We start from the raw sequence: 24,967 nt of genomic DNA, 5'->3' as shown, positions 1-24,967 counted from the left end.
CCCGCTCAGACCGACAGATCCCGTTGAAGACCCGAGGTCAGTCAGAGGTTGGGTCAGGACTGGCGGGAGGTGCTCACCTACATCATCTCTGTCAGCGGTTGTCGCCGCCGAGGCCCGCCTTGCGGAGGGCTTCGGCCATCGCGCCCATGGGAGCCGGACGGTCCTGGCGGCGCTGGCCGCCGCGCTGACCGTCGCCGCGGCCCTGACCACGACCGCCGTCGCCACGACCACCCTGACCGCGGCCGCCGTCGCGGCCGCCGTCACGACCACCGTCACGACCGCTGTCACCGCGAGCGCCGTCGCCCCGGCCACCGTCGCGGGCGCCGCCGTTGCGGCCGCCTTCGCCACGGGGGGCGGAGCCGTCACGGTTGCCGTTGCGACCGCCGCCGTCGCCGTTGCGGGCGCCCTCCGGGCGGGTGCCGGACTTGCGGGGCGGGCGGCCCTCCGCGGACGGCTGGGTGACGTCGTCCTCCAGGCGGAGGGTCAGGGAGATGCGCTTGCGCGGGATGTCGACGTCGAGCACCTTGACCCGGACGATGTCGCCGGGCTTGACCACGTCGCGCGGGTCCTTGACGAAGGTGCGGGACAGGGCCGACACGTGCGCCAGACCGTCCTGGTGGACGCCGATGTCGATGAACGCGCCGAAGGCGGCCACGTTGGTGACCACGCCCTCCAGGATCATCCCCGCCACCAGGTCGGAGATCTTCTCCACGCCCTCCTTGAAGGCGGCCGTCTTGAACGCCGGACGCGGGTCGCGACCCGGCTTCTCCAGCTCGCGCAGGATGTCGGTGACGGTCGGCAGGCCGAAGGTGTCGTCGATGAAGTCCTGCGGCCGGATCGTGTGCAGGGCCGAGGTGTTGCCGATCAGCGACTTGAGGTCGGTCTGGACCGAGCTCAGGATGCGCCGGACCACCGGGTACGCCTCGGGGTGCACGCTGGAGGCGTCGAGCGGGTCGTCGCCGTCCGGGATGCGCAGGAAGCCGGCGCACTGCTCGAACGCCTTGGGCCCGAGCCGCGAGACCTCCTTCAGCGCCGTGCGGGTACGGAACGGCCCGTTGGCGTCGCGGTGGCGCACGATGCCCTCGGCCAGCGTCGCGCCGATGCCCGACACCCGCGTGAGCAGGGGCGCGGATGCCGTGTTGACGTCGACCCCGACCGCGTTGACGCAGTCTTCGACGACGGCGTCGAGCGAGCGGGAGAGCTTGGACTCGGCCAGGTCGTGCTGGTACTGGCCGACGCCGATCGACTTGGGGTCGATCTTGACCAGCTCGGCCAGCGGGTCCTGGAGCCGGCGGGCGATGGAGACCGCGCCGCGCAGCGACACGTCGAGGTCGGGCAGCTCCTGGGAGGCGTAGGCCGAGGCCGAGTAGACCGAGGCGCCCGCCTCCGACACCACGATCTTGGTGATCGACGGCATGAGCTTGACCAGGTCGCCGGCCAGCTTGTCGGTCTCGCGCGAGGCGGTGCCGTTGCCGATGGCGATGAGCTCGACGCCGTGCTTCTGGGCCAGCGCGCCGAGCACGGCCAGCGACTGGTCCCACTGGCGCTTGGGCTCGTGGGGGTAGATGGTGGCGGTCTCGACGACCTTGCCCGTGGCGTCGACCACAGCCACCTTCACGCCGGTGCGCAGGCCGGGGTCGAGGCCCATGGTCGCGCGGGTGCCGGCCGGGGCGGCGAGCAGCAGGTCGCGCAGGTTGGCGGCGAAGACCCGCACGGCCTCCTCCTCGGCCGCCTGCCACAGGCGCATCCGCAGGTCGATGCCGAGATGCACGAGGATGCGGGTGCGCCAGGCCCAGCGCACGGTCTCGGCCAGCCACGCGTCGGCCGGACGCCCCTTGTCGGAGATGCCGAACCGGGCGCCGATGCGCAGCTCGTAGTCGGCGGTCTCGCCGGGCTCCAGCACGACGTTGAGGACCTCCTCCTTCTCGCCCCTGAACATCGCCAGGACGCGGTGGGAGGGCAGCTTGGTGAACGGCTCGGTGAACTCGAAGTAGTCGGAGAACTTCGCCCCCGCCTCCTGCTTGCCCTCGCGCACCTTCGACACCAGCCGGCCGCGGCTCCACAGCCGCTCGCGCAGGTCGCCGATGAGGTCGGCGTCTTCGGCGAACCGCTCGATCAGGATCGCCCTGGCCCCTTCGAGGGCCGCGCCGGCGTCGGCCACGCCCTCGGTGACGAACTCCGCGGCGACCGTGGCCGGGTGGAGCGTGGGGTCGCCGAGCAGCTTCTCGGCCAGCGGCTCAAGGCCCAGCTCGCGGGCGATCTGCGCCTTGGTGCGCCGCTTGGGCTTGTAGGGCAGGTAGATGTCTTCGAGCCTGGCCTTGGTCTCGGCCGCCATGATCTGCGCGCGCAGGTCGTCGTCGAGCTTGCCCTGAGACTCGATCGACTCCAGGATCGCCGCCCGGCGCTCGTCGAGCTCGCGAAGGTAGCGCAGCCGTTCTTCGAGCGTGCGGAGCTGCGCGTCGTCGAGGGCGCCGGTGACCTCCTTGCGGTAGCGCGCGATGAACGGCACGGTGGCGCCGCCGTCGAGCAGATCGACCGCCGCCTGCACCTGCCCGTCGCGCACGTCGAGCTCTGCCGCGATCCGCTGGTGTATAGAGAGCACTTGCCTGCCTTTCGATGGTCCCGCCGGTCAATTGTGCAGGACTACGCCGTCCTTCATGACCAGAGTGCGCCGAGGGTGAACGACCACGGCCTCTCCGGGGCCGCTCGCGGGCACCACGACGAGGTCGGCCCGGTCGCCCGGAGCCAGGCCGTAGTCGGGCAGCCCGAGGGCCCGCGCGCCGCCCACGGTGGCCGCCTCCAGAGCGAGCTCGATGTCCTCGTCGCGGCGGAACGCGCTGCGGTAGGCGAGGTGCATCGCGCGCTCCAGCATGTCGCCCGAGCCGTAGGGGCCCCACAGGTCGCGGACGCCGTCGTGGCCGCAGGCGACGGTGACGCCCGCGGCGCGCAGCTTCTTGACCGGCGGCACCGGGTAGCTGTAGACGGCGGCGGTGGCGACGGCCACGCCCGCGTCGAGGAAGCCCTGGATCAGGCGGTCCTGGGCGGCGTCGCCGAGCTCGCCCAGCGCGTACGCGTGGCTGACCGTCACCCGGCCGCCGAGCCCCAGCGCCTTGGTGCGCTCGATGATCAGCTCCAGCTCCCAGCCGCCCAGCGAGCCTCCGTCGTGGAGGTGGATGTCGATGTGCGCGCCGAACCGGTCGGCCAGGCCGAAGATCAGGTCGAGGTGGCGCACCGGATCGCGGTCGACGCCGGCCGGATCGAGGCCGCCGACCGCCTCGACGCCGCTTCTGAGCGCCTCGGCCAGCAGGTCGGCGGTGCCGGGGTTGGTGAGCACGCCGTGTTGCGGGAAGGCGACCTGCCGCACGTCGACGGGGGAGCGGGCGGCGGCCTCGCGCACGGCCTCCACGCCCCGCAGGCCCACGGACGGGTCGATGTCGGTGTGGGTGCGCACGTGGGTGGTGCCGGCCTCGCTCATCCGGGCCAGCAGCGCGCCGGCGCGCTCGGCGCTCGGTACGCCCAGCTCGGCGCGGCGGCCCAGGTCGTTGGCGATGCGGCCGGCCAGCGAGTCGTCGGCGGAGTGAGGGATCCAGGGGCCGCCGTGGAGCGTCTTGTCGAGGTGGCAATGGGCGTCGACGAGACCGGGCAGGACGAGCTGGCCGGTGACGTCGAGGACGAGGGCGCCGGGCGCGTCGAGGGACGCGCCCACCTGGTGGATGCGGCCGTCGCGGACGAGCAGGTCGGCGGGGAACGCGAGCCCCCAGGGCCGCCCGCCGCGGATCAGCACGTCGGTCATGGCAAGCACCCTAGAGGGCGGCACCGACGATTTCCGTGCCCCCGGACGCGAGGGTTGTGAGTCGCCCCGGACCGCGGGCACGGCCTAGTCGGGACGGGTGGCGAAGAGTTCGAGGTGGTGGCAGGAACGGCAGCGGTAGGCGTCGATCTCCCACTTGGGACGGCCCATCAGCCGGGCCCCGCCCAGGATCCCGCGCCGCAAGGCCCCTTCGACCCAGCGGGCGTACCCCCGGGAGTGCTCACCCTGGTCCGCGACGAACCCGGGTTCGAGGCCCTCCTCGCCGCAGTGCGTGCACCGTAAGTTGTCCATGCCACAGAGCCTAGATCTCCGCGAGGTGCGCCACGTTGGCCACGTCGGCCGGATCGGTGCTGGGCCGGCCGCCGAACCAGGCGTCGAGGATCTCGCCGAGCACGACGTCGGAGGTCAGGCGGAGGCTGAGGGCCAGCACGTTGGCGTCGTTCCACTTGCGCGCCCCGTCGGCGGTGTAGGCGTCGACGCAGAGCGCGGCGCGCACGCCCGGCACCTTGTTGGCGGCGATCGAGGCGCCCGTGCCCGTCCAGCAGCAGACCACCGCCTGGTCGGCCCGGCCCTCGGCGACGTCTCTGGCGGCCAGTTCGCAGGCCCAGGCCCAGTCGTCGCGTTCGCCGTCGTCGAGTGCGCCGTGGGTCAGCACCTCGTGACCCCGCCCGCGCAGCTCGGACACCACGCGCCCGGCCACTCCGTCGTCGCTGTCCGCCGCCACCGAGATCCGCATGGGTTCATCTCTACCAGCAACGCGGTGGCGGGTGCGGGGATCGAACCCGCCTGGAGCGGCTTATGAAACCGCCGGGCACACCAGCGCCCCCACCCGCCTGGAACGACACTGTTGGCGAATTGATCAAAGACTGGCTACCAGGGAATCCGCTCACCCTCCGGGCCGGCATCGGACCTCACCCCGGCTGCGACGCCACGGCTCCGCAGCCGGGTGTGCAGAAACTCCATCTCCGCCAATGTCCCGACCACGCCGGCGTGAGTGAGCTCGTCGGCGAGTTCACGAGCCTGGGGAAGTGACACCTCCCAGACCTCCCGCAGAACCTTCAAGACCGAGACCAGGTTCGGCACCGGACCGACCACACGCAGTCGGCTTGGGCCATGCGCCGCCAGCAGGGCACTGCGGACATCTTCCGGCGGCTTGCCTGAATCCGGGTGCTCCCACCAGCCAGCACCGCAGGACGCGCAGGATGCCTCGGCATCCCACCACAGCTGCCCGCAGTCGATGAACTGGTTCACCTGGCGGACCAGGGTGCCCCCGCAACCATCACAACGCGATTCGATCTTTGCTGTCTGCCCAATCATCCCGACACCAACGCTCCCCACGCCGCCACGAGCCGACGGGCCCGGTAACTTAACGTCACACCGTACAGATCGCTAACTGAGGCCAGAGATTTCATTCAGCTGGAGCCAGGACCGTTCGAGACAAAGGCTTCTTTGTTGATCTTCTCGAAGGTTGGTCGTTGGTGTCGCTACGCCGAGTCGAGTCCGAGCTGATCCCCAGTGCCACCGCAGAGGTCGCACGGGCCGCGTTCCCCAAGGGGAGCCTGGCGATCAGGATCCGTGACGAGCTGGGAGTGCTGTTCGCGGATGAGGACTTCGCCGAGGCGTTCTCGACTCGCGGGCAGCCTGCCCTGTCGCCGGCACGGCTCGCACTGGTGTCGATCCTGCAGTTCACCGAGAACCTGTCCGGCCGGAAGGCAGCCGAGGCGGCGCGGGCCCGGATCGACTGGAAGTACGCGCTCGGCCTGGAGCTGACCGATCCCGGGTTTGACCACTCGGTACTGTGCGAGTTCCGCCTCCGGCTGATCGACAATGGGATGGAACAGCGGGTTTTCGATGCCGTTCTGGAACGCGCCCGCGAAGCTGGGCTGGTCCGCAGCGGCGGCCGGCAGCGGACCGATTCCACTCATGTTCTAGCCGCCATCCGGTCGATGAACCGGCTGGAGAAGGTGCACGAAACGTTGCGGGCGGCGCTGAACGCGCTGGCCGTGGTGGCACCCGACTGGCTGGTCACGGTCGCTCAGCCAGAGTGGTGGGATCGCTACGACGCCCGCACCGAAGAGTTCCGGATGCCTAAGCAGACGGCGGCCAAGGTCGAACTCGCCAACCAGATCGGAGTGGACGGAATTCGGCTGCTGCTCGCCGTCTATTCCGAGTTGGCCCCGCCGTGGCTCCGAGAGGTCCCTGCCGTGGAGATGCTGCGGCGGATCTGGATTCAGGAGTTCCGCGACGAGGATGGACAGGTCCGCTGGCGCACCTCTCAGGAGCAGCCGGCCTCGTCCGCGCGTCTGATCTCCCCCTACGACGAGGACGCGCGCGTCGGCGTCAAGCGCGATACCCAGTGGGACGGCTTCAAGGTTTACCTCACCGAGACCTGCGATGACGGCGCACCTCATGTGATTACCCACGTCACAACGACTCCGGCGCCTGGCAACGACTTCGGCGTCCTGTCCCTCGTTCACAAGGGGTTAGCCGAGCGGAGGCTGCTGCCGGTCGAGCACCTGGTCGACACCGGGTACATGAGCGCGGCCATGGTGGTGGCGGCCAAACCCGACCACAACGTAGAGATGATCGGGCCGATGATGCCCAGCACCGCCTGGCAGAAGTCGGCTGAAGGGACCATCCCCGTCAGCGCCTTCACCATCGACTGGGACAACGAGAAGATCACCTGTCCGCAAGGCAAAATCAGCAAGCGATGGGCCTATGAGCTGGACGAAAGCGGCACAGAGATCATCAGGGTCCAGTTCGCCCGGAAAGACTGCACGCCGTGTCCCGTCCGGCCACAATGCACCCGGGCCAGCATTCCCCGCCGCCGGATCACTCTGCGAACCCGAGAGCAATACGAGGTGCTCCAGCAGGCTCGCATCAACAAGGACAGCCCTGAATGGAGGGCTCGCTACCAGGCCCGCCAGGGCATCGAGGGCACCATCGCTCAAGCCGTCAACGGGTTCAGGGCCAGGGGGTCCCGATATCGCGGGACCGCCAAGACCCATCTTCAGCACCTGCTCACCGCCGCGGCGATGAACCTGACGCGGATCGACGCGTGGCTGATGGGCGTGCCCCTCGCTCCGACGAGGACCTCACACTTCGCAGCGCTAGCTGCCTGAGGGCGGCGCCGCTCAGACCATGCGTCGTAGCGCGGTCTCCACGGCATCGACCAGCGGATCGCCTTCGGTCCGCGGGTGTCTGGCCAGGCCGAGTTCGATGTCCGGCAGGCCGGGCAGGGCGTCCGCGTCGTGGCACGCCATGGCCGGTTCGAGATTGCCGGGCAGCACCGCCGTAACGCCGAGCCCGGCCCGCACCGCGGCGAGCACACCGACGAGACTGTTGCTCTCGAACGCCACCCGCCAGCGGCGGTCGGCACCTTCCAGCCCTTCCAGCACGGACGCACGCCATGTGCACGGGCCCGAGAACAGCACCACGGGTAGCGGATCGGCAGCCAAGTCCACACCCTGGCCGACCGCCCAGACCAGCGGTCGGCGCACCGTCCAGCGCGGCCGGCCGGGAACGTCCGCCGCCTCGTCGAGCACGAGTTGGACGCGTCCCGCGTCGTACGCCTCTCGCCTCGCGTCGCCGGAGAGGCTGAGCACCTCAAGCGTCGCGCCTGGATGCAGCCGGGCGAGGTCGGCGAGGGCCTGCGGAAGCTGGGACACGGCGAGGTCTTCGAGCAACCCGACGCCGCAGTGGCCGGTCAGTGCGCGGCCGGTTTCAGTGAGTGCCTGCGTGGAGAGCGAGAGGATGCGCTCGGCGTATGGCAGAAGTTCGTCACCCGCGCGGGTCGGCGAGACGCCGGTCGTGGACCGGAGGAGCAGGGGGCTACCGACGGTGTTCTCAAGCTTGCGCAACTGCTGGCTGAGCGCGGGCTGGCTCTGCCCTAGCGCGCTTGCGGCGCGGCTGATGCTGCCCGCCCGCACAGCGGTGACGAACGACCGCAGCAGCACGATCTCCAGATCTCTTGCCATAAGAATCCATTATATCGGCCCCAATCATATGGCTACTTCCTATCACCAGATGATCGGAGCTAGCGTCACGCCGGTGACTCGATACCGACAGGTGCTCGCCGTGCCCGGGATGGCATCGCTGCTGGGCGTCTCGCTGCTCGCCCGCACCGCGATCACGGCCTCCGGGATGGCGTTGACGATGTACGTCGCTCTGGGCCTGGACATGAGCTACGCGGCAGCGGGAGGAGCCGCGGCGGCCATGACCGCCGGTCTGGCGCTGGGCGGTCCGCTGCTGGGCCGCATGATCGACCGGCGGGGCGCGCGTATCGTGCTGCTGATCACCGTCGTGGTTCAGGTCGCGTGTTGGCTGAGCATGGCGGCACTGCCGTACACGACCCTGCTGGCCGCCGCTTTCGTAGCAGGTCTGCTGATGGTGCCGGCCCCGATGGTGACCAGGCAGGCGATCGCCGCGATGACGAAGGCGGGACAGCGCCGGGCCGCCTTCGCGCTGGAAGCGGTACAGGGCGAGCTGTCCTACGTGGTGGGCCCGCCGATCGTGATCCTCTGCGCGGCACAACTGCCCTCCGGCGTGGTGGCCTGGGGCGTCGGCGCTGCGATCGTGGCGGGCGGAGCGGGGATCGCCCTGCTCAACCCCCCGCTGCGGGCCGAGGGCGAGGCGCCGGCCGACCCAGCCGACCGCCCGCGTCGCCGGGAGTGGCTGGGCCCGAGAATGATCGCGGTGCTGGTGATGGCGTTCGGCACCACGATCGTGCTCAACGGTACCGACCTGGCCATCGTGGCCACTCTCAAGGAAGCCGGCCAGGTTTCCTGGGCCGCCGTCGTGGTGGCCGTGTACGGCGCGGCCTCCATCGCCGGCGGGCTTCTGTACGGCGCGCTCCCGCGACCGCTGCCCACCTGGCTGCTGCTCGGCCTGCTCGGGCTGGTGACCATTCCCGCCGGACTGGCCCACGACTGGCGCTGGTTGTGTGTGGCAGGCTGCGGCGCGGGGCTGCTTGCCGCACCGACTCTTTCCGCGTTGTCCGACGCCGTGAGCCGGCTCGCACCCGCGAGCGTGCGCGGTGAGGCGACAGGCTTGCAGTCCTCGGCGCTGGGCGCGGGCTTCGCCCTCGGCGTCCCGATCGTCGGCGGGGCGATCGACACGTCCGGACCGGCAGGCGGCTTCGCGGCGGCCGGCCTAGCAGGCCTCGCCGCCGCGCTGATGGGATGGCTGCTGTCCCGGCGTCCACCCGTCCGAACGCGGTCGGTGCGCAGCGATCCCAGCTTCATCGGGGCCTCGGACGCGCGATGATCTGCCTGCCGTCCAGTGGCTGAGCCTTCTCAGGCCTTGTTCGGCGTTGTACGCCTCCACAACATGGCCCTCACGGGATAACCCCAACCCCATACGGGACAACCTCTAGGCACGAAACCCGGATTCGCCAACAGTGTCCCTGGAACGGGCCGGGGGCCGCCGATCTCAACGGCGGGAACCCCCGGACGGGTGCGGGACGCGCATTCGCCGGATGACCATGGCACGAGCATGCCGCCGGCCGGCCGGCCCCGCAACGCGTTTTTCAGGTGTACCGGGCGCGCATGCGCTCGCAGAAGTCGTCAGACAGCTTCGTCATCAGCCTGGACAGCTCTTCCCGCTCCGACTCCGGCCAGTCGGCCAGCGCCTCCTCGAACCAGCCGGTGGTGATCCGGCGGCACCTGCCGGCCACCTCGGCCCCCTCCTCGGTGAGCGCGATGCGCCAGGCCCGCCGGTCGTCGGGGTCGCGTACGCGCTCGACCAGCCCGCGCTGCTCCAGAGCGGCGACGTGCCTGGTCACGTGCGGGCTCTCCACCTGCAGGCCCTCGGCGATCATGCCGATCCTGCGCGGCTCGCCCGCGTCCAGCAGGTAGACGATGATCTGCACGTCGGGCCGGTCGAGCCGGATGCCGGCGGCCTCGGTGAGCCACTCGTGGGCCTTGGCGCGGTTGAGCGTGATGACCAGCCGGCGGAAGGCCGACACCGTCTTGTTGAGATCTTCGCCCATCTGTTTGCTTACCTAACTTACGTATGTATCATCGTTGCTCGGTTACTTACCTAAGTTATCTAAAGGAGCCGACATGGCGACAGTCGTCGCATCCGCGGCGCGTGAGACGTCGATGCGCAACCCCTGGCCCACGGTGGTCTCACTGGCGTTCGCGGCCTCCATAGCCGCCCTCCAGAACACCGCGGTGGTCCCGTTGCTTCCCGTGCTGCAGCGCGAGCTGCACGCCTCACTCTCGGCCGTGAGCTGGACGCTCACCATCAGCCTGCTGGTCGCCGCGGTCTCCACGCCGCTGCTGTCGCGCTTCGGCGACATGTACGGCCGGCGCCGGATGATCCTCGGCGCCCTGGCCCTGCTGGTGGTGGGTTCGGTCATGGCGGCGCTGGCCACGTCGCTGGCCTGGCTGATCGTCGCCCGCATCCTCCAGGGAGCAGTGTCCGCGCTGGTCCCGCTGTCGATCGGAGTGGTCCGCGACCTGCTTCCCCGGCAGCAGCTCGCGACCGGCATCGGCGTGCTGAGCGCGACGATGGGGTTCGGCAGCGGCGGCGGCATGATCCTGGCCGGGCTGGCCGCCGGCGACTACCACCTGGTGTTCTGGATCACCGGCGGGATCTCCCTGGTGGCCCTCGTGATCCTGGCCTTCCTCGTGCGTGACGTGGCGCCGGCCGGCAAGGGCCGTCCGGATCTCGCCGGGGCCGCGCTGCTGACCGCCTGGCTGGTCGCGCTGCTGCTGGCGATCAGCGAGGGCGGCTCGTGGGGCTGGACGTCGCCCGGCGTGCTCGGCCTGTTCGCCGCGGCCGCCGCGCTGGCCGTGGTGTGGGTGCTGGTCGAGCGCAGGGTGGCCGAGCCGCTGGTCGAGATGTCGATGCTGGTGCAAAGGGGCACGATCGGCGCGACGGTCTCCTCGATGCTGCTCGGGTTCTCGTTCTTCACGCTGCTGACCGGCATGTCGCAGTTCGCCCAGGTGCCGAAGGCGACCGGCTACGGCTTCGGCGCCTCCACCCTGCAGGTCGGCTTCTTCCTGCTGCCGAGCACCCTGTTCATGCTGGTCATCTCGCTGTTCGCGGGGCGGCTCATGCGCCGGTTCGCCGCCTCGTACATGGTGGCGGCGGGCGCGGGGGTGACCGGGCTCTCGGGGGCGTGGCTGGCGTTCGAGCACGGCAGCCCGGCCACCCTGTACGTGGCCTCCTCCCTCATGGGCGTCGGCCTCGGCGTCGGCTACGCCGCGCTGGGCACGATGGCCGTCGAGCACGTCGAGCCGTCCAGGACCGCGCTGGCCGCGGGCGTGAACGCGCTGGTGCGCATCGTCGGCGGCAGTGTGGCGGGCGCGGCCATCGCCGCGACCCTGGCCGCGCGGCCCGGCGTCCTGGGCTTCCAGTGGGTGTTCGGCACCGCCGCGGTGGCCGGGCTGGTCGCGGCGGCCTTCGCCACGGTCTACGGGAAGCTGAACAGCCGGGCCGTCACAGCGCCTTCAGCCCACTGATCACTTCCAGCAGCACCTTGGCGTCCGGCGCGGGCGGCGGCAGCTCGACCTGGACGAGCTGCCGCGCGTGCAGGTCGCCGACCAGCACCCTGACCACGCCGATGGGCAGGTTCAGCTCGGCGGCCACGTCCACCAGCCGGGTGGGCTTGGTGCACTTCTGCATGATGATCAGGTGCTCGGGCCCGAGCCCCACCGGAGGCGTCAGCCCGCCGGCGGTGACGATGACCGCGATGAGGTCGATGGCCTCGCTCGCGGGCACCGTACGGCCCCTGGTCAGCAGGTAGGCCGGGACGATCGGACCGGCGTCCTCGTCCAGCCAGCGCTCGTCACTCACTTGGCACCACCCGCATCACAGGACGGGCGGGCTCCTTCACGTCGGCCTCCGGTTCCGGGTCGGCCACGTGCTCAGCCGGGATCAACACGATCGCGGTGGTCCCTCCATATGGTGAACCGCGTAGCGTCACGCGGATGTCATGCCTGGCGGCCAGGCGGGAGACGACGAAAAGCCCCAGCTTGTCGCTGTCGGCCAGGTCGAACTCGGGTGGGCTGGCCAGCCGCTCGTTGAGTTCGGCCAGCTCCTGGGTGCTCAGTCCCAGCCCGCGGTCCTCGACCTCGAAGGCGAAGCCGCGGGCCGTCTCCTCGCCGCGCACGATGACCTGCGTGTGCGGGGGCGAGTAGACGGTCGCGTTCTCGATGAGCTCGGCGACCAGGTGGATCACGTCGCCGACCACCGGTCCGGCCAGGCGCTGGCCGGACATCGGCTCGACGGTGACCCTGCGGTAGTCCTCCACCTCGGCCGTCGCGCCGCGGGCCACGTCGAGCAGCGGCACGGGCTTGCTCCAGCCGCGGCCCGGGGTGGCGCCCGACAGGATGATCAGGCCCTCGGCGTGGCGGCGCATGCGGGTGGTCAGGTGGTCGAGGCGGAACAGGTCGTCCAGGGCCTCAGGGTCGGTGGCGCGGTGCTGCATGTCCTCCAGCTGGATGCGCTGGCGGTGCAGCAGGGCCTGGGAACGCCTGGCGAGGTTGCGGAAGACGTGCCCGACGCCCTCGCTGAGCTGCGCCTGGCCGATCGCGGCCTCGACGGCGGTCTGCTGGACGGTGGAGAAGGCCTGGCCGACGTCGCCGATCTCGACCGTGCTGGTCGCCACCGACAACTCCGGCATCTCCACGCGCTCGCCCTTGCGCAGCTTGGCCACCACGTGCGGCAGCCGCTCCTGGGCGACCTCCAGCGCGGCGAGCCTGAGCGCGCCCAGCTCCTTCGACAGCCGGTTGCCCATCCGCAGCGAGAACACGATCGACACGATGACCAGCAGGAAACACGTGCCGGCCAGGATGAACGCCCGCGACAGCACCTGGTCGGCCACCGGGTCGGCGCGCGAGTTGAGCAGCGTGCTGGCCCGCATGAGCGACTCCGCGTACGTCTTGGAGATCGACTCGGTCGTGCTCAGCCAGCCGCGCGGCGGCGTGGCGCCGGCGATGATCCGGTCCTCCATCAGCCGCATGCGCTGGTAGGCGGGGGAGGTGACGAGGGAGACCTGGGTGTCGCGCAGGCTCGGGTCCAGCTCGCCGAGCCCCTGGTCGATCAGGAAGCGCCGGTTGCCGACGATCTGGGTGAACTGCCGGCGTTCGGACGGCGTGACGGGCCCGAGCGCGATGGCCTGCTCCCTGGTCAGCAGCTCCTTGGCATAGCCCAGCTCGATGATCACACGGGACTGCTCGTAGATCGGGATGTCGTTGATGAGCGCGACGCGCCGGTGCAGGCCGTAGAGGGAGTCGACCACGGTGTTGTACGCCTCGCCGACGAGCAGACGGTCGGAATGGCCGTCGTCGATCTCACTGCGGATCGCGTCGATCCTGCCGAGCTGCGTGTACACCGCGTCCACCTGCGTACGGATCTCTTCCGATCGGTCCTTGGAGCTGCTGGAGAGCTTTCTGAACTCGTCCCTGGCGGCGTCGGTGCGGGTGCGCTGGTCGGCCACGTCCTTCGGGGAGGCGGCCCGGCGCAGCAGCTTGGCCGAGGAGAGACGCTCGTGCTGGAGCTCGCTGATCAACTTGTACGCCGGATGGCGGAGGTTCGTCCAGAGTGTCTTGTACTGACGCAGCTCCAGGCTCTCGCCGGCGGTGACGGCGGTGATGACGCCCCACAGCACGACCATGGAGGTCAGGGGCACGAGTAGTAGTCCGATGATCTTCATGCGGATCGTCCGGCTACGACCCATGGCACCTCACTCCGGTCGGTCCCCTGCTGGCAACCCCGGACGGGACAAGCCCAGAGGATAGCAATTCGATCACCCAATTGCCCAATTTTTCTGGACTTTTGGACATGTGTCCGTGATCTTGCAGTAGGTTTCCCCCAAATCGGTTACAGAGGAGAGATGCGTTGCGCCGTCGTCTCGTAGCGGCCGCCGCGCTGGCACTCCTGTCGGCCTGCTCGGCCCCGGCGGAGATCCCCCGGCCCCCCGCCGCAGAGTCCGTCTTCGTGTACGCGCAGAACCTGGACGTCATCTCCGACTGGGACCCGGCGACCTCCGACTCCAACGAGCTCATCGCCTTCCAGAACGTCTACGAGACCCTGACCCTCTGGAACCCCTTCACCAAGAAGTCGGCCCCCCGCCTGGCCACCTCCTGGCGCTCGACCCCCGACGGCCGCACCTGGACGTTCACGCTGCGCCAGGGCGCGACCTTCCACACCGGCAGGCCGGTGGACGCGGCGGCGGTCAAGGCGTCGATCGAGCGCACGATGAAGGCCCGCGCGGGCGCGTCCTACATCTGGGACGCCGTCTCCTCCATCAGGGCCGTGGACGCGAGCACGGTCACCTTCGCCCTGAAGTACGCCGTGCCGCTGGACCTGGTGGCCTCCTCCGGGTACGCGGCCTACATCTACGACACGCAGGCGGCGCCCGACCTGCGCTCATGGCTCGGCGCGGGCCGGGACGCGGGGTCGGGGCCGTACACGGTGGCGGCCTGGCGTCCGGGCCAGGAGGACGAGCTGACGCTGAAGGCGTACCCCAAATACTGGGGCGGATGGGACAAGCCGCACTACAGCGCGGTCAAGTACCGCGTCGTGCCCGACCCCGACCGCGCGTGGCGGATGCTGGCGCGCGGCGAGGTGAGCTTCGTGGACCGGCTCAGCCCCCGGCTGTTCGCCAGGGCCGCGGTCACGCCGGGGGTGCGCACCAGCGAGCGGGACTCGTACCAGACGGCCATGCTGCTGTTCAACACCGCGGCCGGGCCCATGAAGGACGTGCGGGTGCGCCGCGCGGTGCAGAAGGCCGTCGACTACCGCGGCCTGGTCAGGGCGCTCAGGGGAGCGGTCGCGCCGGCCAGCGGCATCGTCCCCGAGGGGCTGACCGGCCACGTCGCGGGCCGCGAGCGCCGGCAGGACCTGGCGGGCGCCGCGCGGCTGCTGGGCCGCGCCGGGTACGGGCCCGCCGGCCGGCCGCTGCGGCTGCGGCTGACCTACGCCCAGGGCGACCACGACCAGCGGCTGCTGGCCACCAGCCTGGCGGCGGAGCTGAAGCCGCTCAACGTCACGCTCGACGCCCGCGCCCTGTCCTGGAACGCCCAGTGGCAGCAGGGCAGGAAACGTGAGCAGGACATCTTCCTCATGTACTGGTGGCCCGAGTACGCCGACGGCTACTCATGGTTCGGCAACGTCTTCCGCAGCGCCGACCCGCCCGTGTTCAACCTCGCCTACCTGCGCGACAGGACCCTGGACGAGCTGCTCGAAGGGCTGCCCGAGCTGAGCGTGACCGACAAGGAGGCGGCGCGGGCGGCGTATGAGCAGGCCACCGGACGCGTGCTCGACGTGCGGGCCGCCGCGGCGCTGCCCTGGGTGGTGCGGTACCAGCGGGCCTACCTGGGCGGTGTGCAGGGCTACGACGACAACCCGGCCTACCCCGACGTGGTGTTCGCCTACGAGCTGCGCCCCTCCGGCTGAACCGCCTCCGCCGAGGACGCCTCGACGCGCTCGCGCAGCCGCGTCCTGATCTCCTCGGGCGTGTACGCCCGCCGCCGTCGCTCGGCGCGCGCGATCACCACCCCTGTCGCCGCGACTCCCGCGATTCCCGCCAGACCGAGCATCTTCCACCAGCGCATGTGCCTAGGCTAGCGATGTGCTGACTCTCGACGAGGCCGTCAAGGTGACCAGGACCGGCGATCTGTGGATCTTCCGCGGGAGGTCCGTGCCCGACCGGGCCATCCAGACCATGACCAACAGCCCGGTCAACCACGTGGGCATGGCGATCGTGATCGAGGACCTGCCGCCCATGATGTGGCACGCCGAGCTGGGCAAGTCGCTGCTCGACCTGTGGGACGGCACCCACCACCGCGGCGTCCAGCTGCACGACCTGCGCGACGCGGTCACCGTCTGGGCCGACCGCTACGGGCAGCGTCCGTGGCTGCGCCAGCTCGAACCGCAGGCCACCCCCGAGATGGAGGACGCGGCGCTGCGCACGGTCGCCCGGCTCGACGGCACCCCGTTCCCGTCCACGGCCCGGCTGGCCGCCCGCTGGGCCAGGGGCCGGGTCCCGCGCCGCGCCAGGAACGACCGCACGCTGGAGAGCGCGTACTGCGCGGAGGTCGTGGCCGTCACCTACGAGGCGATGGGCCTGCTGCCCGGCGGACGCCGTCCCAACTGGTACGACCCCGGCAGGTTCTGGAGCGGCGACGACCTGGAGCTGCTGACCGGCCGCCGCCTCGGCCACGAGATCACCGTGGGAGTGGCGCGTACGCGGGCCTGACCACGGCCAGCGGGACCGTCACCGCGATCAGCGCGGCCACCAGCACGAACCCCAGCCGGTAGCCGGTATGCCCGAGCACCAGCCCGAACCCCGTCGCGCCCACGCCCATCCCGGCGTCGTAGGCCAGGTTCCACAGGGCGCTGACCCGGGCCGCCGGGCCGCGCCGGAGCATCAGCGTCAGCGTCGCGTTCTGCAGCACCCCGAAGCCCGCGCCGAACAGCGCCATCCCGGCCACGACCGGTACCGGCGCGTCCGTCCACGCCTGGAGCGCGGTGCCCGTGGCGGCGGCGAGCAGGCCCGGCACGAGCAGCGTGGCCGGGCCGTGGCGGTCGCCGAACCGGCCCGCCCACCAGCGGGCCGTCGGCGTGGCCAGCGACTGGGCGAGCAGGGCCGCCGAGGCCAGTCCGGGCGAGCCCGCCAGCGGCAGGAACGTCACCAGCACGCCGACGGCGAACGTGACCGAGGCGAAGACCAGCATCGGCGCGGCCAGCCCGCCCGTCCGCCCGCCCTGACCGGCGGTGACCGGCCGGGCGGCGGGCAGGCCGGTCACCGCCGCGAGCCCGGCCAGCGGCAGCAGCCCGCCGACCACCAGGACGGGCGCGAACCCGAGCGCGTCGGCCGCCCACAGGCCCAGCGGCAGACCGGCGACCGAGGGCACCCCGACGGCCAGGCCGTACAGGCCCAGCCCTTCGCCGCGGCGCTCGGCGGGCACCAGGTCGGCGGTGAGCGCGGTGCCGGCGACCACGAGCACGCCGAGGCCCGCGCCGCGCAGCAGCGACACGGCCAGCACCACGGGCAGGTCCGCCGACAGCGGGAGCAGCAGGGCGGGCAGGCCGAGCAGGAGCAGGCCGAGCGCCAGCGCCACCCGGTAGCCGTGCCGGGACAGCAGCCAGGGCACGGCCAGCTCGGCGAGGACCGTGGACGCCATCATCGCGCCGGTGGCCAGGCCCGCGCCGGTCGCGCCGGAGCCGCCGGTCGCGGCATAGAGGGGGACGGCGGAGAACAACAGGAAGAAGCCGAGCATCCCGGACACCGAGGCGGCCATCATCAGACCTAACGAACGCGTCATCACGCCCTCGACGATGACAAATCCCGCCTTGGACGGGATCGGGCATGATGCGTAGCCGCCTCTTCATAATGAGGAGGTGTTCGTGGGACGTGAGGCCGAGCTGACCCGGCTGGCCGCCGCGTGGGCCCGTACCCCGGGTGCGGTGCTGGTCGTGGGCGAGGCGGGGATCGGCAAGTCCAGGCTGGTCGAGCGGTTCGCCGGTGGGGTGGACGCGCTGGTGGCCGAGGGCGGGGCCGATCCGGGCGGGCCGGCGTACGCGCCGTTCGTGCCCGTGCTGCGCCGCCTGGTCAGGGAGTACGGCGCCGGGCTCGTGCCGGGCGGCGGGCGCAAGGGGCTGGCGTGCCTGCTGCCCGAGCTGGGGGAGCTGGACGACACGCCCGACCTGGGCCGGGCCCGGCTGTTCGAGGAGGTGCTGCTGCTGGTCGAGCGGGCCACCGAGCGCCGTCCCCTGCTGATCCTGCTCGAGGATCTGCACTGGGCCGACCAGGCCGCCCGCGACCTGCTGGCGTACCTGCTGCGCAACCTGACGCGGCCCGGCGTGATGGTCGTCGTGACCTCGCGTGAGCCGCTGCGGCTGCCCGGCGCCGAGGTGGTCAGGGTGCCACCGCTCGGCCGGGACGAGGTGGCCCGCCTGCTCGGCCGCGACGACGTGGACACGATCGTGGCGCGCAGCGAGGGCAACCCGCTGTTCGCCGAGGCGCTGGCCGAGGCGGGCGACACGACCCCGGCCTCGCTGCGCGAGCTGCTGCTCGCCGGGGCCGAGAAGCTGCCGGGCCCCGGCCTCGACGTGCTGCGGATCGCCGCCGTGGCCGGGCGCAGGACGCCCCACGAGGTGCTGCGCCAGGTCGCCGGGCTCGACGACCTGGCGCTCGACGAGGCGCTGCGGCCGGTCGTACGGGCGCGGCTGCTGCTCGTGGACGGCGACGACTACGTCTTCCGGCACGCGCTCATCCGCGAGGCCGTCTACGACGACCTGCTCCCCGGCGAACGCCGCCGCCTGCACGCCCGCTGCGCCCCCGCCCAGCCCGAGCTGGCCGCCGACCACTGGCACGCTGCCGGGGACGGCCCGCGCGCCTTCGAGGCGGCCTGGCGGGCCCGCAGATGGGACCTGGTGCTGAAACTGTGGGCGTACGCGGACGGCCAGGACCACGCCGAAGTGCTGGAGAACGCCGCCAGGGACGCCCTGCGCGACGGCGACGCCCACCGCGCCGAGGACCTGGCCACCAGGGCGCTCGCCGAGGTCGTCGACCCGCTGCGCGCGGCCCACCTGCTGGAGCTGCGCGTCGCCGTCCGCGACCTGCACGGCGAGGAGGGCCTGGACGACCTGCGCGAGGCCGTACGCCTGGCCCCCCGCGAGTCCAGGCTGCTCGGCGCCCTGGCGTGCACGCTGGCCTGGCACGGTCAGGACGAAGAGGCCCGCGTCCGCGCCGAGGAGGCGTACGAGCTGGGCGACACCAGGTCCCTGACCACCCTGGCCGCGCTCGCGGCGCTCGACGGCGACCTCGGCACCGCCTCCGCCCTGTACGCCCGCGCCCGGGTCGGCGCGCCCGACGACGACACGCTGCTCGTGTCGTACGCCGGCGAGGCCGACGCGCTGGAGGCCGCCGGCGAGCACGCCAGGGCCGAGGCGGTCGCGCGGCGCGGCATCGCCGAGGCCGCCCGCCTGGGCCTGGCCCGCTCGCGCGGCGCCCATCTGGCAGCGAACCTGGCCGAACCGCTCGCCTCGCTGGGCCGCTGGCGGGAGGCCCGCGAGGTGGCCGCTCCCGCGCTCGCGCTCGACCCGCCGCCGATCCACCGCGCCTGGATCCTGCTGGTGCTCGGCACGGTCGCGGTGCGGGAGGGCTCGGCGTCCGCGGCCGACGCGCTGCTCGCGCAGGCCAGGCCGCTCATGCGCGGGCGGTCGCGCGGCTACGACTCCTGCCTGGAGCCCGACCTGCTCGAACTCCGCCTCGCCGAGGCCGGGGGAGACCTGGACCGGGCGCGGCGGCTGGTCGACCACGTGCTGTCGGAGCACGACCTCACCCGCAGCCGCCGCTACGCCTGGCCGCTGCTGGCCCTCGCGGCCCGCATCGGACGGGTGCGCGCCGCGCCGCCCGGCCTGTCCACCGTCGGGCGGGTGCAGGAGGCGTACCGGGCCACGTTCGAGGCCGAGCTCGGCGGCTCGTGGACGGACGCGGTGGCCGCCTGGCGGGCCGTCGCGCAGCCGTACGGGCTGGGGCAGGCGCTGGTCAGGGCGGCCGAGCAGGACCCGGCGCGGGCCCGCGAGCCGCTGCGCGAGGCCCTGGCCATCGCCGCCGCGCTCGGCGCGGAGCCCCTGCGCCGGCAGGCGGAGGCGGCGGCGGCCACCACGCGGGTGGCCCTGTCCGCGACGCCGGGGTTGTCGGCCCGCGAGCTGGAGGTGCTCGGCCTGGTCTCCGAGGGCCTGAGCAACCGGCAGATCGCCGAGCGGCTGTTCATCTCGGCCAGGACGTCCGGCGTGCACGTGTCGAACATCATGGCCAAGCTCGGCGCCGCCTCCCGCGTCGAGGCCGCCGCGCTGGCCCGCCGGACCGGCCTGATATGAACCCTGATATGAACTCTGAATGACCACCGTGAACGTCGCCCTCGTCGGCGTGGGCAACTGCGTGTCGTCCCTGGTGCAGGGCGTCGAGTACTACCGCGACGGCGAGGCCCCCGGCCTGCTCAACCCCGTGTGCGCCGGATACGCCGTCTCCGACGTGCGCTTCACCGCCGCCTTCGACGTCGGCCGCGCCAAGCTCGGCCTGGACCTGTCGCAGGCCATCTGGGCGCCGCCGAACAACTCGCGCCGCTTCGCCGACGTGCCCCACCTGGACGTGCCGGTGCGCGAGGGCGTCCTGGCCGACGGCGTGGGCGAGGGCTCGGCCGAGCTGGTCGAGCCGACCGGCGGCGCCACGGTCGCCGACGTGGCCGCCCACCTGCGCGAGACCGGCTCCCAGGTCGTGGTGAACTTCCTGCCCACCGGCGCCCAGCGCGCCACCGAGCTGTACGCCGAGGCCGCGATCGAGGCCGGCTGCGCGTTCGTCAACTGCATGCCCGCCGTGCTCGCCCGCTCCGAGCAGTGGCGCGACCGCTTCGCCGCGGCCGGGCTGCCGCTGCTCGGCGACGACCTGAAGAGCTCCTTCGGCGCCACGCTCGTGCACCGCGCGCTGGTCGACGCCCTGACCGCGAGCGGGGTGCGCCTGCACGACGGCTACCAGCTCCTGGCCGGGGGCAACATGGACTTCGTCAACCTCCAGGACCCGGCCAGGATGGCGGGCAAGCGGGCCACCAAGGCGACCGGCGCCGGCACCTCCACCCACGTCGGCGCCCAGTACCTGCCCTTCCTCGACGACCGCAAGATCGCGTTCATCCGGCTGGAGGGTGAGGGGTTCGGCGGCTCCCCGCTGGAGGTGGAGCTGCGCATGGTGGTGGAGGACTCGCCGAGCGCCGCCGGGAACGTCCTCGACGCCGTGCGCCGGGCCAAGGCCGCCCTCGACGCGGGCGAAGGCGGCTTCCTGCGCGAGATCTCGGCCCCTCTCATGAAGGCGGTCTGACACTTTCGCCGAAGGCGGCCGGACACCGGACACCGGACACCGGGCGCCGGGTTCGGCCGTGGCAGGCTGGGAGGATGCGCCTTGCGACTTGGAACGTGAACTCGGTCAAGGCACGGCTGCCGCGCCTGCTCGACTGGCTGGCCGCGACCGAGCCCGACATCGTCTGCCTGCAGGAGACCAAGTGTCCCGCGGAGTCGTTCCCCGTGGCGGAGGTGGGCGAGCTCGGCTACGCCGCCGCCGCCCACGGCGACGGCCGGTGGAACGGCGTCGCGGTGCTGTCGCGGGTGGGGCTGGAGGAGGTGACGCGGAGCTTCCCCGGCGAACCCGGCCTCGCCGAGCTCGACGGGGTGGGCGCCGCCCGTCCCGAGGCCCGCGCGATCGGCGCGACCTGCGGCGGCCTGCGGGTCTGGTCCCTGTACGCGCCGAACGGCCGCGCGCTCGACTCGCCGCACTACGCGTACAAGCTGGAGTGGTTCGCCGCGCTGCGGGACGCGCTGGCCGAGGAGCTGGGCTCGCCGCTGGTGGCCTGCGGTGACTACAACGTGGCGCCGACCGACGCCGACGTCTGGGACCCCGCGCTGTTCGTCGGCTCCACCCACGTCACCCCCGCCGAGCGCCGCGCGCTCGCCGAATTGCTCGACCTCGGGCTGCGCGACGTGGTGCCGACGCCGATGAAGGGGCCGCACCCGTACACGTACTGGGACTACCGGGCCGGGATGTTCCACCAGAACAAGGGCATGCGGATCGATTTGGTGTACGCCAGCGCCGACGTCGCCGAACGGGTGCGGTCGGCGTACGTCGACCGCGAGGCGCGCAAGGGGAAAGGCCCCTCGGATCACGCGCCCATCGTGGTGGATCTCGACGCGATAATTCAATCAACAAACAGCAGCAAGACGAGTATCGTGAGTGACCAAATGTGCGGGGGCACACCTTCTTCACGCTGAAAAAGGGGGCCGTGTCGTGGAACCTGCCGATGGTCGGGTCATCCTGTTCGTCCTCATCGGGCTGGCCCTGTTCGCGCTGGGACGCCGCTTCCAGAACATGATCATGCTCAGGCAGGCCTGGAAGCAAACGCAGAGGCAGGTGACGGTGCGACGGGAGACCGCGCACCACGCGGTGAAGGGTCTCGTCGCCGTCACCGCGGTCGCCGCATTCGTCATCTGGCTCGCGATCAATCTCAATCGGATAATGAGCTGACCGCCATTCAGCCGATTACCGCGATTATCCGGAACGGCGGCGGTGGCGCAGGCCCCAAGCGGTGACCACGGCCAGCCCCGCCGCCGCCAGTCCGACCGCGCGGGTGAGCCGGGCGGCGCGCCTGATGTCCTTGACGTCCGGCTTGGGGCCGTCGCCCATCGTGGGACGGTGTTCCGTCCGCCCGCCGTACACGTTCGTGCCGCCGAGGGTGACGCCCAGCGCGCCGGCGAAGGCGGCCTCGCACCTGCCCGCGTTCGGGCTGGGGTGGCGGTGGCCGTCCCGCCGCAGCACCCGCAGCGCCTGGACGGGGTCGGCCGCCAGCGCCGCCGTCAGCAGGCCCGTCACGCGTGCCGGTACGTAGTTGGCCACGTCGTCGAGCCTGGCCGCGGCCCAGCCGAACCGTTCGTAGCGGGGGGAGTGGTGGCCGATCATGGCGTCCAGCGTGTTGACCGCCCGGTAGGCCAGCAGCCCCGGGACGCCGGCCACCGCGCCCCAGAACAGCGGGGCCACCACGGCGTCGGAGGTGTTCTCGGCCAGCGACTCCACCGTCGCCCTGGCCAGCTCGGACGCCTCCAGCCGCGACGGGTCGCGCCCGCACAGGTGGGGCAGCCGGTCCCGGGCCCGCTGGAGATCGTCCGCCTCCAGGGCCTCGGCCATGTGCACGCCTTCGCGGGCGAGGGTCGTGCCGCCGAGCACGGCCCACGTGGCGAACGCCGTCACCGCCGTACGGACGGCCCGGTCGCCGCTGCGCTGAGCCAGCACGCCCAGGGCGGTCACGCCTCCGACGCAGATCCCGACATGAACCACCCCACGCCACCTCGTGTCGCCGTACGACGACTCCTCCAGCTTCGCCGCCGCCCGTCCGAACAGGGCGACCGGGTGGGCTGAGCTGCGCGGATCACCGAGAACCTGGTCGAGTGCGACACCGAGCGCGAGACCTAGCGGGTCATACCAAATGGGCATGAAGCTCATCTTCGTGCACATCCAGCCAGGCTGCCGCCCGGCGGATGCGTTGCCCCGCGCCGCCGGCCCACATCTTGGCCCAGTTGCCGCCGGCCGTGGCGCGGGTGTGCATGACGTCGTAGGAGCGGTGGAAGCGGAGCCTGGACAGTTCGAGCAGCCGTCGTCGTTCGCGGGGCGGCAGGCCGTACGCGTCGCAGAACAGGCGGATCCTGGCCCCCACGTCGACGTTGCGCTGGAGCGGGGGACGGTCGACCGGGTCGGCGATCGGGGCCCAGTGGCGCAGGGTGGTCACGATGTCGAACAGGCGGGTGGTGGGCCGGGCCAGGTCGAAGTCGATCAGCGCGACGGGGGCCGCGGTGGTGTCGCCGTCCTGATGGAAGACCACGTTGTCGGGCGTCAGGTCGCAGTGGCCGATGATCTCCGGCGCGCGGTCGTCGTTCGAGCCGCCTTCCCATCGTCCGGCGTCGAGCGGGAAGCCCGCGGTCGCGTCGTGGAACTCCCTTACCAGCATCGCCAGCTCGACCAGGAACCCGTCGGTCGAACTCGCCAGGCACAACCCACTCCGCCCCGGGACGTACGTGAGCATCTCGCGGCCTAAACCGTCCGTCCCCAGGACCCGCGGCGCACCCCCGAACCCGGCTGCCTCAAGGTGTCTGAGCAGGGCGTGCACGGCGGGCGTGGCCGGACAGACCGGCCTGCGCACCGTGTCACCGACGCGCACCACCCCGTCTGTCACGTCCCCGCCCTGCAGGGGAATCTCATGCAGGAGCGTCGCGACCATGCCACAACAGCTTAGCCCCATTTGCCCCACCGCCGCCTGCCCTTTCCCCCACCCCACCGGCCCCTTCCCCGCCTCCCTCCCTCGTTTCCACCTCCTTTTCCTCCCTCGCCTCCGAATCGGCCCGGCCCGGCGATGCCTGCCCCTGCAAGCTCGCCACCTCCATGCCGTCCCCACCCCCGACGCCACAACCACGAGGGCACATCCGCGCCGAACCGGCACCTCAACCGCGGGCACCTCCGTGACGAACAGCCCCGGCGACAGTGGGAGCCGTCCGCGACGCACCGGCCCTTCCGACCACGGGGGCATCCGAGACGAACCGGCCCTTTGACCTCGACCGGCATTTGGCACCCCAACCCCGACCGGCCCCTTCGCCTCGACCGGCACCCAGCAGCTCCAACCCCGACCGGCACCCGGCACCCCAACCGCGATCGGCACCTTGGCCACGACCGGCGCCCCGACCGCGGGAGGCATGCGTGACGCACGGCCACCGTGCCCCGCTTGCCCCTGCCCAGCCCTGCCCCTCGGCGCGTGGCCTGGAACGCAGGCCGAGTGTCGCACCAGCCCCCGCCCCCACCCACCCCCTAGCCTGAGGAACCGTGCCCATCCTGCTCTCCTTGGCGGCCTTCCTCATGACGCTGCTGGGCGGGCTGGTCGCCGACCGCGTCAAGAACAACCGCCACCTCGTACTCGGCGCCGCCGCAGGCGTGATGCTGGGCGTCGTGGCCTTCGACCTCCTCCCGGAAGCCCTCACCCGGGACGCCGTCGAAGTCCTCGGCGTGCCGCTCCCGATGCTCATGTTCGCCCTGGCGTTCCTCGGCATCCACATCGTCGAACGCTCCATGGGCATGCACGACGCCCACGAAGGCGACTACGCCGCCCACCGCCACGCCCGAGCCGGCGTAGGCGTCACAGCGGGATCCGCCCTGGTCATCCACAGCCTCCTGGACGGCGCCGCCATCGGCGCCTCCTACCAGACGGACGCCTCCCTCGCCGTGGCCGTCGCCATTGGCGTCATCGCCCACGACTTCACCGACGGCTTCAACACGTACACGATCACCTCTCTGTACGGAAACGCCCGCCGCCGCGCCTTCACCCTCCTGGCCCTGGACGCACTCGCCCCCGTGATCGGCGCCACCCTGACCTTCCTCATCACCATCCCGGCCCACATCCTGACCGCCTACCTGGGCCTTTTCTCCGGTTTCCTCCTCTACTTGGCCATCTCCGACATCCTCCCCGAGGCCCACACAACGAGACGCGCCACCGGCTGGACCCTGGCCGCCACGGTCTCCGGAACCCTCTTCATGTGGCTGGTGATCGCCCTGTCTGCCTGACACGACCAAAACGTGTGCGTGACAAGTCGCCGGATCATGCACAATAAGGC

At 71.7% G+C, this 24,967-nt stretch carries 23 protein-coding genes and 1 tRNA gene; 10 read left to right on the top strand and 14 right to left on the bottom strand.

Annotation, left to right across the window (positions count from 1 at the left end; all coding sequences use genetic code 11):
- Nucleotides 1-91: 91 nt before the first annotated feature.
- From ACWCSU_RS49900 to ACWCSU_RS49875, 6 genes are all read right to left on the bottom strand, one after another.
- Nucleotides 92-2,602: a Tex family protein gene (locus ACWCSU_RS49900; RefSeq protein WP_449944041.1), complete on the bottom strand. Its 2,511-nt coding sequence runs from the start codon at nucleotides 2,600-2,602 to the stop codon at nucleotides 92-94.
- 27 nt (nucleotides 2,603-2,629) lie between these two features.
- Entirely contained in the window at nucleotides 2,630-3,793 is a 1,164-nt protein-coding gene (locus ACWCSU_RS49895; protein WP_449944038.1) for an amidohydrolase, read from the bottom strand.
- Between the two features lie 84 nt (nucleotides 3,794-3,877).
- Nucleotides 3,878-4,102, bottom strand: a complete 225-nt coding sequence (locus ACWCSU_RS49890) for a hypothetical protein (protein ID WP_357699355.1) — start codon at nucleotides 4,100-4,102, stop codon at nucleotides 3,878-3,880.
- Between the two features lie 10 nt (nucleotides 4,103-4,112).
- Nucleotides 4,113-4,547 carry an RpiB/LacA/LacB family sugar-phosphate isomerase gene (locus ACWCSU_RS49885; RefSeq protein WP_357699356.1) on the bottom strand — a complete coding sequence of 145 codons (435 nt, stop codon included), beginning with the start codon at nucleotides 4,545-4,547 and terminating at the stop codon, nucleotides 4,113-4,115.
- Between the two features lie 25 nt (nucleotides 4,548-4,572).
- Nucleotides 4,573-4,645: transfer RNA gene (locus ACWCSU_RS49880), tRNA-Met, on the bottom strand.
- Nucleotides 4,646-4,681: 36 nt separating this feature from the next.
- Complete coding sequence (locus ACWCSU_RS49875; RefSeq protein ID WP_449944034.1) at nucleotides 4,682-5,062, bottom strand: hypothetical protein; 381 nt, start codon at nucleotides 5,060-5,062, stop codon at nucleotides 4,682-4,684.
- A gap of 227 nt (nucleotides 5,063-5,289) precedes the next feature.
- Between ACWCSU_RS49875 and ACWCSU_RS49870 the strand changes: the two genes are divergently transcribed.
- A complete protein-coding gene (locus ACWCSU_RS49870) occupies nucleotides 5,290-6,933 on the top strand; it encodes an IS1182 family transposase (RefSeq protein WP_449944044.1) in 1,644 nt (547 codons plus the stop codon).
- A gap of 12 nt (nucleotides 6,934-6,945) precedes the next feature.
- On the opposite strand, the gene ACWCSU_RS49865 is transcribed toward ACWCSU_RS49870, so the two are convergent.
- Nucleotides 6,946-7,788, bottom strand: a complete 843-nt coding sequence (locus ACWCSU_RS49865) for a LysR family transcriptional regulator (protein ID WP_449944032.1) — start codon at nucleotides 7,786-7,788, stop codon at nucleotides 6,946-6,948.
- A gap of 73 nt (nucleotides 7,789-7,861) precedes the next feature.
- Here ACWCSU_RS49865 and ACWCSU_RS49860 point away from each other — a divergent pair, with 73 nt between their 5' ends.
- Nucleotides 7,862-9,076: an MFS transporter gene (locus ACWCSU_RS49860; RefSeq protein WP_449944030.1), complete on the top strand. Its 1,215-nt coding sequence runs from the start codon at nucleotides 7,862-7,864 to the stop codon at nucleotides 9,074-9,076.
- Between the two features lie 262 nt (nucleotides 9,077-9,338).
- Here ACWCSU_RS49860 and ACWCSU_RS49855 read toward each other — a convergent pair whose 3' ends face one another.
- Nucleotides 9,339-9,800, bottom strand: a complete 462-nt coding sequence (locus tag ACWCSU_RS49855; RefSeq protein ID WP_357699360.1) for a MarR family winged helix-turn-helix transcriptional regulator — start codon at nucleotides 9,798-9,800, stop codon at nucleotides 9,339-9,341.
- A 73-nt stretch (nucleotides 9,801-9,873) separates the two neighbouring features.
- Here ACWCSU_RS49855 and ACWCSU_RS49850 point away from each other — a divergent pair, with 73 nt between their 5' ends.
- Entirely contained in the window at nucleotides 9,874-11,280 is a 1,407-nt protein-coding gene (locus tag ACWCSU_RS49850) for an MFS transporter (RefSeq protein WP_449944026.1), read from the top strand.
- Here the strand turns inward: ACWCSU_RS49850 and ACWCSU_RS49845 are convergent.
- Together ACWCSU_RS49845 and ACWCSU_RS49840 are read right to left on the bottom strand one after the other, a co-directional pair.
- Nucleotides 11,258-11,614, bottom strand: a complete 357-nt coding sequence (locus tag ACWCSU_RS49845) for a DUF742 domain-containing protein (protein ID WP_352328721.1) — start codon at nucleotides 11,612-11,614, stop codon at nucleotides 11,258-11,260. The two genes, ACWCSU_RS49850 and ACWCSU_RS49845, sit on opposite strands and share 23 nt — an antisense overlap.
- Complete coding sequence (locus tag ACWCSU_RS49840; protein WP_364084442.1) at nucleotides 11,607-13,499, bottom strand: sensor histidine kinase; 1,893 nt, start codon at nucleotides 13,497-13,499, stop codon at nucleotides 11,607-11,609. The genes ACWCSU_RS49845 and ACWCSU_RS49840 overlap by 8 nt, the downstream gene beginning before the upstream one ends.
- 161 nt (nucleotides 13,500-13,660) lie before the next feature.
- Here ACWCSU_RS49840 and ACWCSU_RS49835 point away from each other — a divergent pair, with 161 nt between their 5' ends.
- Nucleotides 13,661-15,220 (top strand): ABC transporter substrate-binding protein, encoded by a 1,560-nt coding sequence (locus tag ACWCSU_RS49835; protein ID WP_449944022.1) that lies wholly within the window; start codon nucleotides 13,661-13,663, stop codon nucleotides 15,218-15,220.
- Here the strand turns inward: ACWCSU_RS49835 and ACWCSU_RS49830 are convergent.
- Nucleotides 15,196-15,378 (bottom strand): hypothetical protein, encoded by a 183-nt coding sequence (locus tag ACWCSU_RS49830; protein WP_357699477.1) that lies wholly within the window; start codon nucleotides 15,376-15,378, stop codon nucleotides 15,196-15,198. The genes ACWCSU_RS49835 and ACWCSU_RS49830 overlap by 25 nt on opposite strands.
- A 17-nt stretch (nucleotides 15,379-15,395) precedes the next feature.
- On the opposite strand from ACWCSU_RS49830, the gene ACWCSU_RS49825 reads away from it, so the two are divergent.
- Nucleotides 15,396-16,022: a hypothetical protein gene (locus tag ACWCSU_RS49825; protein ID WP_357699368.1), complete on the top strand. Its 627-nt coding sequence runs from the start codon at nucleotides 15,396-15,398 to the stop codon at nucleotides 16,020-16,022.
- Here the strand turns inward: ACWCSU_RS49825 and ACWCSU_RS49820 are convergent.
- Nucleotides 15,991-17,091: an MFS transporter gene (locus tag ACWCSU_RS49820; RefSeq protein ID WP_449944018.1), complete on the bottom strand. Its 1,101-nt coding sequence runs from the start codon at nucleotides 17,089-17,091 to the stop codon at nucleotides 15,991-15,993. The genes ACWCSU_RS49825 and ACWCSU_RS49820 overlap by 32 nt on opposite strands.
- An 82-nt stretch (nucleotides 17,092-17,173) precedes the next feature.
- Here ACWCSU_RS49820 and ACWCSU_RS49815 point away from each other — a divergent pair, with 82 nt between their 5' ends.
- From ACWCSU_RS49815 to ACWCSU_RS49800, 4 genes are all read left to right on the top strand, one after another.
- Entirely contained in the window at nucleotides 17,174-19,654 is a 2,481-nt protein-coding gene (locus tag ACWCSU_RS49815; protein ID WP_449944015.1) for an ATP-binding protein, read from the top strand.
- Nucleotides 19,655-19,673: 19 nt separating this feature from the next.
- Nucleotides 19,674-20,645 carry an inositol-3-phosphate synthase gene (locus tag ACWCSU_RS49810; protein ID WP_357699374.1) on the top strand — a complete coding sequence of 324 codons (972 nt, stop codon included), beginning with the start codon at nucleotides 19,674-19,676 and terminating at the stop codon, nucleotides 20,643-20,645.
- A 74-nt stretch (nucleotides 20,646-20,719) separates the two neighbouring features.
- Nucleotides 20,720-21,589 (top strand): exodeoxyribonuclease III, encoded by an 870-nt coding sequence (locus tag ACWCSU_RS49805; RefSeq protein WP_449944013.1) that lies wholly within the window; start codon nucleotides 20,720-20,722, stop codon nucleotides 21,587-21,589.
- Between the two features lie 16 nt (nucleotides 21,590-21,605).
- A complete protein-coding gene (locus ACWCSU_RS49800; protein WP_387655850.1) occupies nucleotides 21,606-21,842 on the top strand; it encodes a hypothetical protein in 237 nt (78 codons plus the stop codon).
- A gap of 24 nt (nucleotides 21,843-21,866) precedes the next feature.
- On the opposite strand, the gene ACWCSU_RS49795 is transcribed toward ACWCSU_RS49800, so the two are convergent.
- Together ACWCSU_RS49795 and ACWCSU_RS49790 are read right to left on the bottom strand one after the other, a co-directional pair.
- Nucleotides 21,867-22,805, bottom strand: a complete 939-nt coding sequence (locus tag ACWCSU_RS49795) for a cobalamin biosynthesis protein (protein WP_357699380.1) — start codon at nucleotides 22,803-22,805, stop codon at nucleotides 21,867-21,869.
- Nucleotides 22,789-23,586 (bottom strand): phosphotransferase, encoded by a 798-nt coding sequence (locus tag ACWCSU_RS49790; RefSeq protein WP_449944008.1) that lies wholly within the window; start codon nucleotides 23,584-23,586, stop codon nucleotides 22,789-22,791. The genes ACWCSU_RS49795 and ACWCSU_RS49790 overlap by 17 nt, the downstream gene beginning before the upstream one ends.
- A gap of 596 nt (nucleotides 23,587-24,182) precedes the next feature.
- On the opposite strand from ACWCSU_RS49790, the gene ACWCSU_RS49785 reads away from it, so the two are divergent.
- Nucleotides 24,183-24,917 carry a ZIP family metal transporter gene (locus ACWCSU_RS49785; protein WP_357699384.1) on the top strand — a complete coding sequence of 245 codons (735 nt, stop codon included), beginning with the start codon at nucleotides 24,183-24,185 and terminating at the stop codon, nucleotides 24,915-24,917.
- The last annotated feature ends 50 nt before the right edge of the window (nucleotides 24,918-24,967 follow it).

The sequence above is a fragment of the Nonomuraea sp. NPDC001699 genome (assembly GCF_053596455.1).
This window is presented reverse-complemented; position numbering and strand designations above follow the sequence as displayed.

Bases quoted from the DNA above. Each gene is read 5' to 3' on its own strand.
- ACWCSU_RS49895 (WP_449944038.1), bottom strand. From the start codon at position 3,793: ATGACCGACGTGCTGATCCGCGGCGGGCGGCCCTGGGGGCTCGCGTTC.
- ACWCSU_RS49890 (WP_357699355.1), bottom strand. From the start codon at position 4,102: ATGGACAACTTACGGTGCACGCACTGCGGCGAGGAGGGCCTCGAACCC.
- ACWCSU_RS49885 (WP_357699356.1), bottom strand. From the start codon at position 4,547: ATGCGGATCTCGGTGGCGGCGGACAGCGACGACGGAGTGGCCGGGCGC.
- ACWCSU_RS49865 (WP_449944032.1), bottom strand. From the start codon at position 7,788: ATGGCAAGAGATCTGGAGATCGTGCTGCTGCGGTCGTTCGTCACCGCT.
- ACWCSU_RS49855 (WP_357699360.1), bottom strand. From the start codon at position 9,800: ATGGGCGAAGATCTCAACAAGACGGTGTCGGCCTTCCGCCGGCTGGTC.
- ACWCSU_RS49850 (WP_449944026.1), top strand. From the start codon at position 9,874: ATGGCGACAGTCGTCGCATCCGCGGCGCGTGAGACGTCGATGCGCAAC.
- ACWCSU_RS49840 (WP_364084442.1), bottom strand. From the start codon at position 13,499: ATGGGTCGTAGCCGGACGATCCGCATGAAGATCATCGGACTACTACTC.
- ACWCSU_RS49830 (WP_357699477.1), bottom strand. From the start codon at position 15,378: ATGCGCTGGTGGAAGATGCTCGGTCTGGCGGGAATCGCGGGAGTCGCG.
- ACWCSU_RS49820 (WP_449944018.1), bottom strand. From the start codon at position 17,091: ATGACGCGTTCGTTAGGTCTGATGATGGCCGCCTCGGTGTCCGGGATG.
- ACWCSU_RS49810 (WP_357699374.1), top strand. From the start codon at position 19,674: ATGACCACCGTGAACGTCGCCCTCGTCGGCGTGGGCAACTGCGTGTCG.
- ACWCSU_RS49805 (WP_449944013.1), top strand. From the start codon at position 20,720: ATGCGCCTTGCGACTTGGAACGTGAACTCGGTCAAGGCACGGCTGCCG.
- ACWCSU_RS49795 (WP_357699380.1), bottom strand. From the start codon at position 22,805: ATGCCCATTTGGTATGACCCGCTAGGTCTCGCGCTCGGTGTCGCACTC.
- ACWCSU_RS49790 (WP_449944008.1), bottom strand. From the start codon at position 23,586: ATGGTCGCGACGCTCCTGCATGAGATTCCCCTGCAGGGCGGGGACGTG.